Source organism: Allobosea sp. TAF32, from assembly GCF_052113585.1.
Lineage (GTDB): Bacteria > Pseudomonadota > Alphaproteobacteria > Rhizobiales > Beijerinckiaceae > Allobosea.
In genome coordinates this window covers 226,437-239,235 of the sequence record NZ_JBFRDM010000009.1, presented here as the reverse complement: position 1 = coordinate 239,235, position 12,799 = coordinate 226,437, and the positions used below count along the sequence as shown (strand labels likewise).

Sequence of the window (12,799 nt, the reverse complement as noted above, 5' to 3'; positions counted from 1 at the left end):
TGCCGCCTTTCGGGCTAGGCCGGATCAGACCAGGCGGCTCTGAGCCTTGGCCGCCTCGATGAAGCTCGCAAAGAGCGGATGCGGCTCGAAGGGGCGCGACTTCAGCTCGGGATGATACTGCACGCCGATGAACCAGGGATGGTCGGGATACTCGACCGTCTCCGGAAGCAGCCCGTCCGGCGACAGGCCGGCGAAGCGCATGCCCTTCGCCTCCAGCCGCTCGCGATAGCCCATATTGACCTCGTAGCGGTGGCGATGACGCTCGGAGATTTCGGTCGAGCCGTAGATCTCGGCGATCTTCGAGCCCGCGGCGAGCGTAGAGGCATAGGCGCCGAGCCGCATGGTGCCGCCGAGATTGCCGTCGGCGGCGCGCTGCTCCAGCTCATTGCCGCGCATCCACTCGGTCATCAGGCCGACGACCGGCTCCTGGGTCGGGCCGAATTCGGTCGAGTTGGCGTTGTCGATGCCGGCGAGCGAGCGCGCCGCTTCGATCACCGCCATCTGCATACCGAAGCAGATGCCGAAATACGGCACCTTGCGATTGCGGGCGAAGGTCGCCGCCTTGATCTTGCCCTCGGCGCCGCGATGGCCGAAGCCGCCCGGCACCAGGATGCCGTGGACATGTTCGAGGAAGGGCGCGGGATCCTCCTTCTCGAAGACCTCGGATTCGATCCAGTCGAGATTGACCTTGACGTTGTTGGCGATGCCGCCATGCGTCAGCGCCTCGATGAGAGACTTATAGGCGTCCTTCATGCCGGTGTATTTGCCGACGACGGCGATGGTGACCTCGCCCTCCGGGTTCTTCACGCGCTCGGAGATGCGCTTCCAGTTGGTGACGTCCGGCTCGCTCGAAGCATCGAGGCCGAAGGCGGCGAGCACCTCGTTGTCGAGCCCTTCCGCATGATAAGACAGCGGCACGTCATAGATCGAGGCGACGTCGCGAGCCTCGATGACCGCGGTCTCCCTTACATTGCAGAACAGCGCGAGCTTGCGGCGCTCCTCGCGCGGGATCTCGCGGTCGGTGCGGCAGAGCAGGATGTCGGGCTGGATGCCGATCGAGCGCAGCTCAGCGACCGAATGCTGGGTCGGCTTGGTCTTCAGTTCACCAGCGGTCGGAATGTAGGGCAGCAACGTCAGGTGGATGAAGATGCACTGGCCGCGCGGCAGCTGCTGGTTGGTCTGACGGATGGCTTCGAGGAAGGGCAGACTCTCGATGTCGCCGACAGTGCCGCCGATCTCGACCAGCGTGAAGTCGTAATCCTCGTTGCCGTCGAGGATGAATTCCTTGATGGCGTTGGTGACATGCGGGACGACCTGGATCGTCGCGCCGAGATAGTCGCCCCGGCGCTCCTTGGTCAGGATGTCCATGTAAATGCGGCCGGTGGTGATGTTGTCGCCCTTGTTGCAGGGCCGGCCGGTGAAGCGCTCGTAATGGCCGAGGTCGAGATCGGTCTCGGCGCCGTCGTCGGTGACAAAGACCTCGCCGTGCTGATACGGGCTCATCGTGCCCGGATCGACGTTGAGGTAGGGGTCGAGCTTGCGCAGGCGGACCTTATAGCCACGAGCCTGCAGAAGGGCTGCGAGAGCCGCCGCCGCCAGGCCTTTGCCAAGCGAGGACACCACGCCGCCGGTGATGAAAACATACCGCGTCATGGGAGTTCACCTCTATCGCCACGGGTTCGATTCGCTAAGCGCGTTCAGTGCAGTCCCGCCTTGCCCTGAGCGCTTGTCCACAAAAGAGAAGGCCGGTCGCCCGGCCCCTCCAAACTCAAAAGAGAAGGGCCGGTTTCCCGGCCCTGCCCTGCTTACTGCTGCGGCGCCGCTGGCGGCGTCGGCGGCTGTGCGCCGCCCTGGCTTTGGTTCTGCATCTGGCGGAGCTGGTCGAGCACGCCGGCATTCGGGGCGCTCGGAGCCGCAGGCGCGCCAGGGGCCGCAGGCGCGGTCGTCGCCGGAGCGCCGTCGATGATCGAGCGCTGGACGCGGCCGCGATTGGCCATGACGGCCAGCACGATCGAGGTCAGGAAGAAGAGAGCCGCGAGGATCGCCGTTGCGCGGGTCAGCGCATTGGCCTGGCCGCGGCCGGTCATGAAGCCGCCGACGCCGCCACCGCCGCTGCCCATGCCGAGGCCGCCACCCTCCGAGCGCTGCAGCAGCACGACGCCGACGAGCGCGACGACGATGATCAGGTGGATGACGATGAGAACGTTCTGCATGGTCTCACGAAATGGATATGGCGCGGGCTGCCGGCAAGGGCCACCCGCTCCTCCTCGAAAGGTCGAGGCGAATTCGGCGGCGCACATAACATGCGTGCGCCGACAGCGCCACCCCTCAGTGACGGCCGATCAGCCCTGCGCCCTGCTCCGGCTCAGCCGTTGCAGGCGCGAGCGATCGCCAGGAATTCCTCGGCCTTCAGGCTTGCGCCGCCGACGAGCGCGCCATCGACATGGGCGACGTTCATCAGTTCGGCCGCGTTGGAAGGCTTGACCGAGCCGCCATAGAGCAGCCGCACGCCGGCCGCCGCGGCCTTGCCGATGAGGAGGCCGAGCTCGGTGCGGATCGCAGCATGCATCTCGGCGACGTCGGCGGCCGTCGGCGTCAGGCCGGTGCCGATGGCCCAGACCGGCTCATAGGCGACCACGAGCGTGCCCGCCGTCGACCCCTCCGGAATCGAGCCGCGCAGCTGCTCCTCGACGATGGCGAGCGCCTTGCCGGCCTCGCGTTCGCCCTTGGTCTCGCCGACGCAGACGATCGGCACCAGCAGCGCCTTCTGCGCCGCCTCGGCCTTGGCCTTGACCGTCGCATTGCTCTCGCCATGGAGCGTGCGGCGCTCGGAATGGCCGACGATGCAGAAGCTCGCGCCGGCATCGGCCAGCATCGCGGCCGAAAGCTCACCCGTGAAGGCGCCGGAGCCTTGCGTGCTGCAATCCTGCCCGCCGGTGGCGATGCGTGTGCCGATCAGGGTCGCCGAAGTCGTGAACAGCAGCGTGGCGGGCGGGCAGATGGCGATGTCGACACCCCGCTTCAGCGCGGCGTCGTAGCCCTTCGCGACTTCGGCTGCGATGGCGAGATCGGCCTTGAGGCCGTTCATCTTCCAGTTGCCGGCTACCAGCGGCCTGATGCTGCGCGTCACGTCTTTCCTCCGAAAATTGATCGCTGGGCTCTAGCAACGCGCGCCCGCCGCCGCAATCGCATGCGACCTCGCGACACGATTCCGCTACGGCGATTGCGGCTTTCGCCGCCGGTTCCTATAAGCAGCGCCGAAACAGACGCGCGCAGGGCATAAATCCGCGCCACGAACAGGTTCAGGGAAAGACACCTTCCATGATGATGCAGGGCATCCGCAAGGCGAGTCAGGGTTTTCTCGGCAAGTTCGTCGTCAGCGTCATGTTCGGCGTCCTGATCCTCGCCTTCGCGATCTGGGGCGTCGGAGACATCTTCCGCGGCTATGGGCGGAACGAGGTGGCGAAGGTCGGCAAGACCGAGATCGGCCTCGAGCAGATGCGCCAGGCCTATCAGAACGACCTGCAGAACCTGATCCGCCAGCAGCGCCGCCAGATCTCGCCCGAGATGGCGCGCGCGCTCGGCCTCGACCGCCAGACGCTCTCTCGCCTGCTGACCGAGGCGACGCTGGACCAGACGGCGCAGGGCATGCGGCTCGCCGTTTCCGACGACACGATCCGCAACCTGATCTTCGACGATCCGGTCTTCCGCGACGGCGCCGGCCAGTTCTCTTCGGCACGCTTCAACGAGCTACTGCGCTCGAACGGTTACACCGAACAGAGCTATGTCGCGCTCCAGCGCTCGACCATCCTGCGCCAGCAGCTCTCCGAGATGCTGGTCGGTGGCCTCACCGCCCCCCTTGCCCTGCAGGAGCTCGGCAGCCGCCTGCGCAACGAGAAGCGCTCCGTCACCTTTGCGCGGATGCCTGCGAGCGCCGCCGGCGAGATTGCGGCGCCGACCGAGGACCAGCTCAAGACCTTCTTCAACGACCGCAAGATCGCCTTCCGCGCGCCGGAATACCGCACGGCCGACATCCTCGCGATCTCGGCCGAGGCGCTCGCCGATCCGGCCAAGGTCACGGATGAGGAGGCCAAGGCGCGCTACGAGGCGGTCAAGGCCCAGCGCTTCACCACGGCCGAGACCCGTACCATTCAGCAGATCGCCTTCCCGAATGTCGAAGAAGCCCAGGCTGCCAAGGCCAAGATCGACGGCGGCGAGACCTTCGACGAGATCGCGACCGAGCGGAACGTCGCCTTCAACGACCTGACGCTCGGCACTTTCACCCGCGATCAGGTCTTCGACGCCGCCGTGCGCGAGGCCGCCTTCGCTCTCGAGCAGGAAGGCGTCAGCGCACCGGTCACCAGCGCCTTCGGCACGGTGCTGCTGCGTGTGACGAAGGTCGACACCGCGCATGTGCGCCCGTTCGAGGAGGTCGCCGCCGAGCTGAAGCAGGAGATCGCGACCAGCCGCGCGGCCGGGCATATCACCGAGCTGCACGACAAGATCGAGGACCAGCGCGCCGCCGCCAAGCCGCTCGCCGAGATCGCCAAGGAGTTCAACCTGAAGCTGCGCAGCGCAGGTCCGCTGAACGCCACGCTCGGCCGGCCCGACGGCTCGAAGGAAGAGGCATTGCCGGGCGGCGACGCGACGCTGCAGGCGATCTTCCGCTCCGATATCGGCGTCGATAACGAGGCGATCCGCCTGCCGCGCGAAACCGGCTATGTCTGGTTCGACGTCACCAAGATCGACCCGGCGCGCGAGCGCGGCTTCGACGAGGTCAAGGCCGAGGTCGAGAAGCAGTGGCGCGCCGACGAGACGGCGGCCAAGCTCGCCGCCAAGGCGCGTGAGCTGACCGAGCGGCTAGACAAGGGCGAGAACTTCGACGTGGTTGCCGCCTCAGTCGGGCTCACCATCGAGACCGCCGCCGATATCGGCCGTCAGGACCAGCGCCCGGAGCTGCCGGCTACCGTCGTCAGCCAGATCTTCGGTACTGCCGCCGGCAAAAGCGGCTCGGCGGCCGGCGCAGATGGCGGGCGCATCCTGTTCAAGGTCGATTCGGCGACCGTTCCGCCCTACGTCCGCACCACGCAGGAAGCTGGCAATTTCGAGCGGGCGCTCTCGTCGAGCGTCAGCGAGGACATCTTGGTGCAATATGTCGCCAAGCGTCAGGCCGAGCTGGGTGTCAGCATCAACGAGGCTGCCTTCCGCAATGCGACGGGCGGAGCGCAGAATTGACGATGCAGCCCCTTCAGGAGTTCGAGCGCTTCGCGCAGATCTATGAGACGGGCGCACCGCAACTCCTGCGGCAGGTTCTGGTCGGCGACTGCGAAACGCCGGTCGCGGCCTTCCTGAAGCTGCGCCGCTCCACTTCCGGCCCGGCCTTCCTGCTCGAATCGGTGGAAGGCGGCGCCGTGCGCGGCCGCTACTCGATGATCGGGCTGGAGCCGGACCTGATCTGGCGCTGTCATAAGGGCGAAGCCTCGCTCTGCCGGACCGCGCTGGGCGACAGCTTCCTCACCGATCCGCGGCCGGCCTTCGAGAGCCTGCGTGCGCTCCTCGATGAGAGCGCGATTCCGGAGGCTGAAGATCTGCCGCCGATGGCGGCCGGCGTGTTCGGCTATCTCGGCTACGATATGGTTCGGCTGATGGAGCGGCTGCCGGAGCCGAAGGAGACCGGCACCGGCCTGCCCGACGCCATCCTGACCCGGCCGACGCTGATGGTGGTGTTCGATTCGGTGCGCGACGAGATCCATGTCGTGACGCCGGTGCGGCACATGCCCGGCGTCGCCGCCCGCCACGCCTACGAGCGGGCGCAGGAGCGGCTGGAAGCGGTGGTGCAGGCGCTGGAAGGCCCCCTGCCCGCCGAGGCCGACATCGACATCGCCAACCTGCCGGAGCCGGCGACGATCTCGAATACAAGCGAGGCCGAATTCAACGAGATGGTGGCCAAGGCGAAGGAGTATATCCGCGCCGGCGACATCTTCCAGGTCGTGCTGTCGCAGCGTTTCGAGGCGCCGTTCGCGCTGCCGCCCTTCGCGCTCTATCGCGCACTGCGGCGAATCAACCCGGCGCCCTTCCTCTGCTATCTCGACTTCAGCGATTTCCAGATCGTCTGCTCGAGCCCGGAGATCCTGGTCAGACTGCGGGACGACACCGTCACCATCCGCCCGATCGCCGGCACGCGTCGCCGCGGTGCCACGGAGGCCGAGGACGAGGCACTGGCGGAGGAATTGCTGGCCGATCCGAAGGAGCGCGCGGAGCATCTCATGCTGCTCGATCTCGGGCGCAACGATGTCGGCCGCGTCGCGCAGATAGGCACGGTCAAGGTGACCGATTCCTTCTTCATCGAGCGCTACAGCCAGGTGATGCATATCGTCTCGAACGTCGAGGGAGTGATCGATCCCAAGCACGATGCACTCTCGGCGCTGATCGCCGGCTTCCCGGCGGGCACGGTCTCCGGCGCGCCGAAGGTGCGGGCGATGGAGATCATCGACGAGCTCGAGCACGATGCGCGCGGCGCCTATGGCGGCTGCATCGGCTATTTCGGCGCCAATGGCGAGATGGACACCTGCATCGTGCTGCGCACGGCCGTCGTCAAGGACGGGCGCATGCATGTCCAGGCCGGCGCCGGCATCGTCTACGATTCGAACCCGGCCTCCGAGCAGGAGGAATGCATCAACAAGGCCAAGGCCCTGTTCCGCGCCGCGGAGGAAGCGATCCGCTTCGCCGCCCGGACCGGGCGCGGGCAGTAATCCTGCCTCGAAAACAAAACCGCCCGGCTGCTTGCAGCCGGGCGGTTTTCTTTTGTCCTGGCGTCGCGGCTCAGTGGCTCTTGCCGCTTACCGTCATCCGGTCGACCCAGGCGATGCCGATGGCGGAGAAGATGAAGACGACGTGGATCAGCGTCTGCAGCAGGACGCCTGTCTCGGTGTAGTTCGCGGTCCTGCCGACGATGCCGATATTGCCGGCCTCGATGAAGGTCCTGAGCAGGTGGATCGACGAGATGCCGATGATCGCCATCGCCAGCTTGATCTTGAGGATGCTCGCATTGACGTGGCTCAGCCATTCCGGCTGGTCGGGATGGCCTTCGAGCCGCAGCCGGGAGACGAAGGTCTCGTAGCCGCCGACGATGACCATGATCAGCAGATTCGAGATCATCACCACGTCGATCAGGCCGAGCACGACCAGCATGATCTGCTGCTCGCTGAAATCGAAGGCATGGGTGACGAGGTGCCAGAGTTCCTTCAGGAAGAGGAAGACATAGACGCACTGAGCCACGATGAGGCCGATATAGAGCGGCAGCTGCAGCCAGCGGGAGCTGAAGATGAGCGCCGGCAGGGGTTTCATCGCGCCAGTGGCGCCTAAGTGGGAGGGCGGGCTGCCGGAGGCCATGGTCGGGTCCTGATCCTTCGAATGTACGACGAGGTTTTTGGGTGGAGAGACGCTAGATGGCGAGGAAAACGCCTCTGCGCAACCCGCCAATCGATGCTCTGGCACCCAACAGCCACAATGTTGTGACGACCTATTTGCGCCGGGATTGCCTGCTAGTCTTTGCGCGGGATCGACAGATCGCTAGAGTTGAAACCGACCGGGGGAACATGCCGAGTTCCACTCGCACAGGACAGCAGAGGAGTTTCGTCATGATCAGGACGCTTGTCGTCGTCACCGCTCTCGCCGGTTGCGGCGCCATGGCCGCCCCCGCTTCGGCAGCGCCGCTGGCTCCGGCCTCTGCAGCCATCGCCTCGGCCAAGGTCGCTTCGAGCCTGCTGCAGAGCGTGCAGTGGCGACCCTACGGCTATTACGGCCCTCGCTACTATCGCTACAACCGAGGCCCGGCGGTCGGCGCCGGCATCGCAGCTGGCGTCATCGGCGGGGCCCTGGCGGCCGGCGCGCTCGCCGCTCCGCCGCCACCCCCGGTTTACTACGGCTATCCGGCCCCGGCGCCGGTCTATGGCGCGCCCGCGCCTGCCTATGGCTACGGCATCGAGGATGTCGACGCGGTGGCCTACTGCTCGCGCCGCTTCAGGTCCTACAACCCGGAAACCGGCACCTATATCGCCAAGGGCGGTGTGGTTCGCGCCTGCCCCTGACAGGGCTCGACAATCCGATCCCGGATGTTCGCTCCCCGCAGCAATGCGGGGAGTTTTCTTTTCCCGGTGGAAAGCGGCTTGCCATGACGGCGGCGATCCCGCTTATCCTGCGCCCTGCCTAACCCGGAGCGTCTCGTGCGTATCGCCACCTGGAACGTCAATTCGGTGCGCCAGCGTCTCGGCCACCTGCTCGATTTCCTGAAGGAGGCTGAGCCCGACGCGCTCTGCCTGCAGGAGATCAAGTGCGTGGATGCCGATTTCCCGCGCGCCGAGATCGAGGCGGCCGGCTGGCAGGTCGAGACCCACGGCCAGAAGACCTTCAACGGCGTCGCGATTCTCAGCCGTTCCCGGCTGGAGGATGTCCGGCGCGGCCTGCCCGGCGATGATGGCGACGAACAGGCGCGCTATCTCGAAGGGGTGCTGCCCCTGGGCGACGGCGTGGTGCGCGTGGCCTCGATCTATCTGCCGAACGGCAACCCGCCCAACACCGAGAAATATCCCTACAAGCTCGGCTGGATGCAGCGGCTGACCGCCCATGCCCGGATGCTGCTGGAGCAGGAGGAGCCGCTGGTACTCGCCGGCGACTACAACGTCATCCCCGAGCCGCGCGACGCCCGCGATCCCGCCGCCTGGGTCAGCGACGCGCTGTTCCTGCCGCAGACACGCGACGCCTTCCGCGGGCTGATCAATCTCGGACTGACCGAGGCTGTGCGCAGCACGACCGATGCCGGCGGAGTCTACACCTTCTGGGATTATCAGGCCGGCGCCTGGCAGCGGAACAATGGCATCCGCATCGACCATCTGCTGCTTTCTCCACAAGCCGCGGACAGGCTCGCGGGAGTGAGGATCGCCAAGCATGTCCGTGGCTGGGACAAGCCGTCCGACCACGTGCCCGTGATGGTCGAGCTGAACTGAGGGCGGCAACCAGCGCCTTCGCGTCCTGAGATTCTCGGGGCAAGCCCGAGAATGACGGCGCCCTAGTTCTGGCCGTTGTTGCTGTTGCCGCTGTTGCGCGAGCTCGCCATTTGCTGGCGCTCGACGAGGGCCAGCGCCGCCGAGCGATCGGCAGCCGAAGCTGCGGCGAAGGCGGCAGCGTGGCGCTCGATGATCCAGGATTCGCGCGCCGGGTCGGCACCCTCGCGGGCCATGGCGAGCCACATCAGGCCGAGCACCGGCTGACGCGGCACGCCCTCACCACCGCGCAGCAGCATCTCGCCGAAAGCGGCGCGCGCCGGTGCATGCCCCTTCTCGGCAGCGAGCTTCATCCAGCGCGCCGCCTGCCGCGGATCGCGGCTGGTGCCCTGGCCGGTCATGTAGAGGCGGCCGAGATTGTACTGACCGTCCGGGTCGCCGAAATAGGAGGCAGCATAATTGAACATGTCGAAAGCCCGGTCGGGGTTGGGCTTCACATAGCTGCCCTTGATGCCGTCGGAGAAGTAGCCGCCCAGCGCAACGAAGGCGCTGCCGACGATACGGCCCTCGGCCGTGCCCGGAATGGCGTCGGCATTCTCGTCCGCGATCTTCGAGAAATACTCGAAGGCCTTGAGATCATTGGCCGGAACGCCCTCGCCTCCGGCATACATCCGGCCCAGCTTGTACTGCGCGGTGAGGTGCCCCTGCGAGGCGGCGTATTCGAGTGCGCGAACGGCGCCGACCTTATCGCCGGCAGAGGAATCGCGCATCCAGGCCCGCAACGCATCGCGCGCGCTGTTGAACGGCACGAGCGGCAGCGCCGTATGCCCCGTCGGCGTATTGGGTGCGGGAGCGACGATCGCCGCTCCGGGGGCTCCCGACAGGGAATCGCCCGGTTCCGGCAGCGCGGCGCCCGGAATAGCGCGCGGCGGTACCGGCTTTCCGCCTGCAAGATCCTGGGCCCAGGCGGCCTGCTGGCCACCCAGGAACAGGAACAGGCATGCTATGGTCGAGCTAGATATCCGCATAGCAATGGGTTTCGGCCGCCCCTCCTGGATGGGTGACTGCGCCGCCCTTGGCGGAGCCAACCGTCTGCGCGTATTTCCACAGCGCGCCGGAGTTGTAGTCGGTTTTCCTCGGTTTCCAGCCCTTACGACGCTCTTCAAGTTCGGCATCAGAAAGGCGGACTGCGAGCTTTCCTGTGATGGCGTCGAGTTCGATGATGTCGCCGTCGCGGATCAGGCCGATCGGGCCGCCGACAGCGGCCTCGGGGCCGACATGGCCGACGCAGAAACCGCGGGTCGCGCCTGAGAAGCGGCCATCGGTGATCAGCGCGACCTTGTCGCCCATGCCCTGGCCGTAGAGGGCGGCGGTGGTCGACAGCATCTCGCGCATGCCGGGGCCGCCCTTGGGACCCTCATAGCGGATGACGAGGACGTCGCCTTCGTTGTAGGTCCGGTTCCTGACAGCCTCGAAGGCGTCCTCCTCGCGGTCGAAGCAGCGGGCGGGGCCGGTGAAGACGAGTTGATCTTCCGGCATGCCGGCGATCTTCACGATCGCGCCTTCGGGCGCCAGATTGCCCTGCAGGCCGACGACGCCGCCGGTGACCGTAATCGGCTTGTCGGCACGGTAGACGACGTCCTGCTGATCGTTCCACTTCACCGAAGCCATATTCTCGGCGATGGTGCGGCCGGTGACGGTCAGGCAGTCGCCATGGAGGAAGCCGGCATCGAGCAGGCTCTTCATGACGAGCGGAATGCCGCCGACCTCGAACATATCCTTGGCGACGTATTTTCCGCCCGGCTTCAGGTCGGCGATATAGGGCGTCTTCTTGAAGATCTCGGCGACCTCGAAGAGATCGAAGTCGATGCCGCATTCATGTGCGATTGCCGGCAGGTGCAGCGCGCCATTGGTCGAGCCGCCAGTGGCGGCGACGACCATCGCGGCGTTCTCGAGCGCCTTACGGGTGACGATGTCGCGCGGGCGGATGTTCCGGGCGATCAGCTCCATCACCATCTCGCCGGCGGTGTAGCAGAAGGTGTCGCGGACATCGTAGGGCGCCGGCGCGCCGCAGCTATAGGGCAATGCCAGGCCGATCGCCTCGGCGACCGTCGCCATGGTGTTGGCGGTGAACTGGGCGCCGCAGGAGCCGGCCGAGGGGCAAGCGGCCTCCTCAAGCTCCTTCAGGTCCTCGTCGGACATCGCACCGACCGAATGCTTGCCCACGGCCTCGAACACCTCCTGCACCGTGACCGGGCGGCCCTTGAAGGTGCCGGGCAGGATCGAGCCGCCATAGATGAAGATCGACGGCACGTTGAGGCGCACCATCGCCATCATCATGCCGGGCAGAGACTTGTCGCAGCCGGCCAGGCCGACGAGAGCGTCGTAGCAATGGCCGCGCACGGTCAGCTCGACCGAGTCGGCGATGACCTCGCGCGAGGCGAGCGACGACTTCATGCCCTGGTGGCCCATGGCGATGCCGTCGGTGACGGTGATGGTGCAGAACTCGCGCGGCGTGCCGGCCGCGGACGCCACGCCCTTCTTCACGGCCTGGGCCTGGCGCATCAGCGAGATGTTGCAGGGGGCCGCCTCGTTCCAGCAGGAGGCGACGCCGACGAAGGGCTGCGCGATCTGCTTCGCGGTCATGCCCATCGCATAATAATAGGAGCGGTGCGGGGCCTTGGCCGGGCCAACGCTCACATGGCGGCTCGGCAGCCTCGACTTGTCGAACACACGCGTATCCATCGCCACTCGTCCCGTCCCCCGGCCAGCACGGCGCGAAGATGTGCCACGCCATGCACGCCGGGAGCAATCGCACCCCCGAATACCCAACAGCGGCCCGGAACCGATCCGATACCCGCACGTTAGTTCCAATTTGAATATATCTCAGGGACTTAACGCCCCGTTTTGCTGGGCGCCGTTTGTGGCGGCATCGCGGCGATTGCGATAGTCGCGAGAGCGCGGGGCGCCGATCTCATCGGTGTGTTGCGGCGATGTCACAAAGTTGAGTGCGGCAGCTGACGCAGCGGCCGCTCAGACCCGCCTGCAAATTCCCTCAAGCCGTCATCCTCGGGAGCCATTCCGCCGGGAATGGACTCTCGAAGGATGCTCCAGGAGACTCAGGAGAGATCTAGGCCATCCTTCGAGACGCGCCTGAAGGCGCTCCTTAGGATCAGGCTGGCGTTTTCAAGCCGCCGCTCAGAGCACCATGGGAAGGACGAAGAAGCCGCCGACGATGATGGCAAGGAGGGCGAGCGCGGTCATCGGCAGATGCTTCTCGATGAAGATGCGGATGTCGTCGCCATAGAAGCGCAAGGCCACAGCGATCATCAGGAAGAAGGTGGTGCGCGACACCACCATGCCGATGGTGAACTTCCACAGGTCGAAATGCAGGAAGCCCGACATGATCGTGACGATCTTGAACGGAATCGGCGTCAGGCCCTTGGTGACGAGAACCCAGAACCAGTAGTCCTGCGAGGAGGAGATCAGGTGCGCGGCCTTGTCCTGCAGCCCGTAGATGCCGATCAGCCAGGCGCCGACCGATTCGTAGAGCAGAGCGCCGATGGCATAGCCGAGATAGCCGCCGAGCACCGCACCGAGCGAGCAGATGCCGGCATAGAACCAGGCGCGGTCCGGCCGGGCGATGCACATCGGAATCAACAGCGGGATCGGCGGCAGCGGGCTGACCGAGCTTTCAACGAAGGTGATGGCGAAGAGCAGCCAGGGGGCAGCAGGATGGGAGGCGTACGAAACGCACCAGTCATAAGCTCGCTTGAGCATGGGTTCTGAACAGCCGG

11 protein-coding genes are annotated in these 12,799 nt (G+C 66.2%); 4 read left to right on the top strand and 7 right to left on the bottom strand.

What is annotated here, in order from left to right; translation table 11 throughout:
- Window positions 1-24 precede the first annotated feature (24 nt).
- The 3 genes from AB4Z16_RS21005 to tpiA form a co-directional block, all read right to left on the bottom strand.
- Window positions 25-1,653: a CTP synthase gene (locus AB4Z16_RS21005; protein WP_441513291.1), complete on the bottom strand. Its 1,629-nt coding sequence runs from the start codon at window positions 1,651-1,653 to the stop codon at window positions 25-27.
- 152 nt (window positions 1,654-1,805) lie between these two features.
- Window positions 1,806-2,213, bottom strand: coding sequence for a preprotein translocase subunit SecG (gene secG, locus AB4Z16_RS21000; RefSeq protein WP_441513290.1), 408 nt, complete (start codon window positions 2,211-2,213; stop codon window positions 1,806-1,808).
- Window positions 2,214-2,365: 152 nt separating this feature from the next.
- Window positions 2,366-3,130: a triose-phosphate isomerase gene (gene tpiA / locus AB4Z16_RS20995; RefSeq protein WP_441513289.1), complete on the bottom strand. Its 765-nt coding sequence runs from the start codon at window positions 3,128-3,130 to the stop codon at window positions 2,366-2,368.
- Window positions 3,131-3,321: 191 nt separating this feature from the next.
- Here tpiA and AB4Z16_RS20990 point away from each other — a divergent pair, with 191 nt between their 5' ends.
- Together AB4Z16_RS20990 and trpE are read left to right on the top strand one after the other, a co-directional pair.
- Window positions 3,322-5,235: a peptidylprolyl isomerase gene (locus AB4Z16_RS20990; protein WP_441513288.1), complete on the top strand. Its 1,914-nt coding sequence runs from the start codon at window positions 3,322-3,324 to the stop codon at window positions 5,233-5,235.
- Between the two features lie 2 nt (window positions 5,236-5,237).
- Complete coding sequence (gene trpE / locus AB4Z16_RS20985; RefSeq protein WP_441513514.1) at window positions 5,238-6,752, top strand: anthranilate synthase component I; 1,515 nt, start codon at window positions 5,238-5,240, stop codon at window positions 6,750-6,752.
- Between the two features lie 70 nt (window positions 6,753-6,822).
- Here the strand turns inward: trpE and AB4Z16_RS20980 are convergent, their stop codons facing one another.
- The gene (locus AB4Z16_RS20980; protein WP_441513287.1) at window positions 6,823-7,392 is read right to left on the bottom strand and encodes a TIGR00645 family protein; all 570 of its coding nucleotides are present in this window, start codon (window positions 7,390-7,392) and stop codon (window positions 6,823-6,825) included.
- Window positions 7,393-7,640: 248 nt separating this feature from the next.
- On the opposite strand from AB4Z16_RS20980, the gene AB4Z16_RS20975 reads away from it, so the two are divergent.
- Window positions 7,641-8,090, top strand: a complete 450-nt coding sequence (locus AB4Z16_RS20975) for a BA14K family protein (RefSeq protein WP_441513286.1) — start codon at window positions 7,641-7,643, stop codon at window positions 8,088-8,090.
- A gap of 135 nt (window positions 8,091-8,225) precedes the next feature.
- Complete coding sequence (gene xth / locus AB4Z16_RS20970; RefSeq protein ID WP_441513285.1) at window positions 8,226-9,005, top strand: exodeoxyribonuclease III; 780 nt, start codon at window positions 8,226-8,228, stop codon at window positions 9,003-9,005.
- A 62-nt stretch (window positions 9,006-9,067) separates the two neighbouring features.
- On the opposite strand, the gene AB4Z16_RS20965 is transcribed toward xth, so the two are convergent.
- From AB4Z16_RS20965 to AB4Z16_RS20955, 3 genes are all read right to left on the bottom strand, one after another.
- Entirely contained in the window at window positions 9,068-10,030 is a 963-nt protein-coding gene (locus tag AB4Z16_RS20965) for a tetratricopeptide repeat protein (protein WP_441513284.1), read from the bottom strand.
- Window positions 10,017-11,747, bottom strand: coding sequence for a dihydroxy-acid dehydratase (ilvD, locus tag AB4Z16_RS20960; protein WP_441513283.1), 1,731 nt, complete (start codon window positions 11,745-11,747; stop codon window positions 10,017-10,019). The genes AB4Z16_RS20965 and ilvD overlap by 14 nt, the downstream gene beginning before the upstream one ends.
- A gap of 453 nt (window positions 11,748-12,200) precedes the next feature.
- Window positions 12,201-12,782 carry a YqaA family protein gene (locus AB4Z16_RS20955; protein ID WP_441513282.1) on the bottom strand — a complete coding sequence of 194 codons (582 nt, stop codon included), beginning with the start codon at window positions 12,780-12,782 and terminating at the stop codon, window positions 12,201-12,203.
- Window positions 12,783-12,799: the final 17 nt, after the last annotated feature.

Coding starts and splice junctions, on each gene's coding strand:
- AB4Z16_RS21005 (WP_441513291.1), bottom strand. CDS start 1,653: ATGACGCGGTATGTTTTCATCACCGGCGGCGTGGTGTCCTCGCTTGGC.
- secG (WP_441513290.1), bottom strand. CDS start 2,213: ATGCAGAACGTTCTCATCGTCATCCACCTGATCATCGTCGTCGCGCTC.
- AB4Z16_RS20990 (WP_441513288.1), top strand. CDS start 3,322: ATGATGATGCAGGGCATCCGCAAGGCGAGTCAGGGTTTTCTCGGCAAG.
- trpE (WP_441513514.1), top strand. CDS start 5,238: ATGCAGCCCCTTCAGGAGTTCGAGCGCTTCGCGCAGATCTATGAGACG.
- AB4Z16_RS20980 (WP_441513287.1), bottom strand. CDS start 7,392: ATGGCCTCCGGCAGCCCGCCCTCCCACTTAGGCGCCACTGGCGCGATG.
- AB4Z16_RS20975 (WP_441513286.1), top strand. CDS start 7,641: ATGATCAGGACGCTTGTCGTCGTCACCGCTCTCGCCGGTTGCGGCGCC.
- AB4Z16_RS20965 (WP_441513284.1), bottom strand. CDS start 10,030: ATGCGGATATCTAGCTCGACCATAGCATGCCTGTTCCTGTTCCTGGGT.
- ilvD (WP_441513283.1), bottom strand. CDS start 11,747: ATGGATACGCGTGTGTTCGACAAGTCGAGGCTGCCGAGCCGCCATGTG.
- AB4Z16_RS20955 (WP_441513282.1), bottom strand. CDS start 12,782: ATGCTCAAGCGAGCTTATGACTGGTGCGTTTCGTACGCCTCCCATCCT.